Source organism: Floridaenema aerugineum BLCC-F46 (genome assembly GCF_041929345.1).
GTDB lineage: Bacteria > Cyanobacteriota > Cyanobacteriia > Cyanobacteriales > Aerosakkonemataceae > Floridanema > Floridanema aerugineum.
Map to the genome: position 1 here is coordinate 1 of NZ_JBHFNQ010000091.1, position 1,365 is coordinate 1,365.

General features: G+C 41.1%; 2 protein-coding genes. Both read left to right on the top strand.

Annotated features, from left to right (window positions below; genetic code table 11):
- The coding region (locus ACE1CC_RS12050; RefSeq protein WP_413270677.1) for an HNH endonuclease at window positions 1-200 on the top strand (200 nt) is incomplete at its 5' end.
- Window positions 201-375: 175 nt separating this feature from the next.
- A partial coding sequence (locus tag ACE1CC_RS12055) for an RNA-guided endonuclease InsQ/TnpB family protein (RefSeq protein ID WP_413270678.1) occupies window positions 376-1,365 on the top strand: 990 nt, incomplete at its 3' end.

Here is a 1,365-nt window from a genome sequence, read left to right on the forward strand (position 1 = left end):
AATATTATGAAGTAGCCAAACTCCAAAATTGGAAATGTCCCATCTGCGGTGAACCATTAATCAATGGGGAAGAGGTCGAAACCCACCACATAGTACCTGTAGCTAAAGGAGGTCTAGACGACACTGACAACCTACAGCATTTGCACGCAGCGTGCCACAAACAGGTACATTCAAAACCCAAGTTAAAAGGCTTGAAGTAAGGCTTGAGCCGTGTGTTGGGAAACTGACAAGCACGGTTCTTAGGGGAGGTGCGGGTAGTAATACCCAATCCTTACCCGACCTGCTAACTCAGAAACGAAGTAACGATATTGCCAACTTACTAAAACGCGGTTATACTTATCGCTATCTGGCGTAAAGGATAAGGAAATGATTTGAGTGCAACGCAAAGTCGTCAAAGTCCGAATTTACCCAACAAATGAACAGCGACATAAGCTGGCTCAGATATTTGGGTGTGCAAGGTATTGGTGGAATTATGCTCTAAACAAGAGCATTGAAACCTACCGAGAGACGGGTAAAGGATTAGGACGATCTGCGTTAAATGCACTTTTACCAGCACTCAAGAAAAGCGAAGAAACTAAATGGTTGGGTGATTGCTACAGCCAAGTATTACAGGCAACCACATTAAATCTAACCACTGCATATAAAAACTTCTTTGAGGGAAGGGCAGCATTTCCCAAATTCAAAGCTAAGAAAGGAAAGCAATCAGCCCAATACCCTCAAAACGTAACTGTTTCGGAAAATGCGATTAAAATTCCAGGGGGAGTTGGGGAAATAAAAGCCTCAATTCATCGCCCGATAGATGGCAAGATAAAAACCGTTACCCTCAGTAAAACCCCATCAGGTAAATATTTCGCTTCTGTATTATTTGAAGTGGAAGGTGAAACACCATTATCAGCAGAAGGAAAGATTTACGGGATTGATTTAGGGATTAAACATTTTGCTGTAGTTAGCGACGGCACAAAGATTTCTAAATACGACAACCCCAAACATCTAGCCAAACACGAAAAGAATTTAAAACGCAAACAGCAAAAACTTTCCCGCAAAAAAGATGGAAGTAAAACTAGGGAAAGGTATCGCAAATTAGTAGCTAAAGTTCATGAACGAGTAGCCAACGCGAGGCAGGATTTTCTACATAAACTTAGTCATAAGTTAAGCAGTGATAGCCAAGCTGTGATAGTAGAGAATCTTCATGTAAAAGGCATGGTTCGGAACCATAATTTAGCTAAAGCTATATCTGATTGTGGATGGGGAATGTTTGTCAATTTCTTGGCGTATAAGTTAGAGCGCAAAGGTGCAAAGCTTATCGAAATTGATAGATGGTTTCCTAGCTCTAAACTCTGTTCCAACTGTTATCATCAAGTCTCT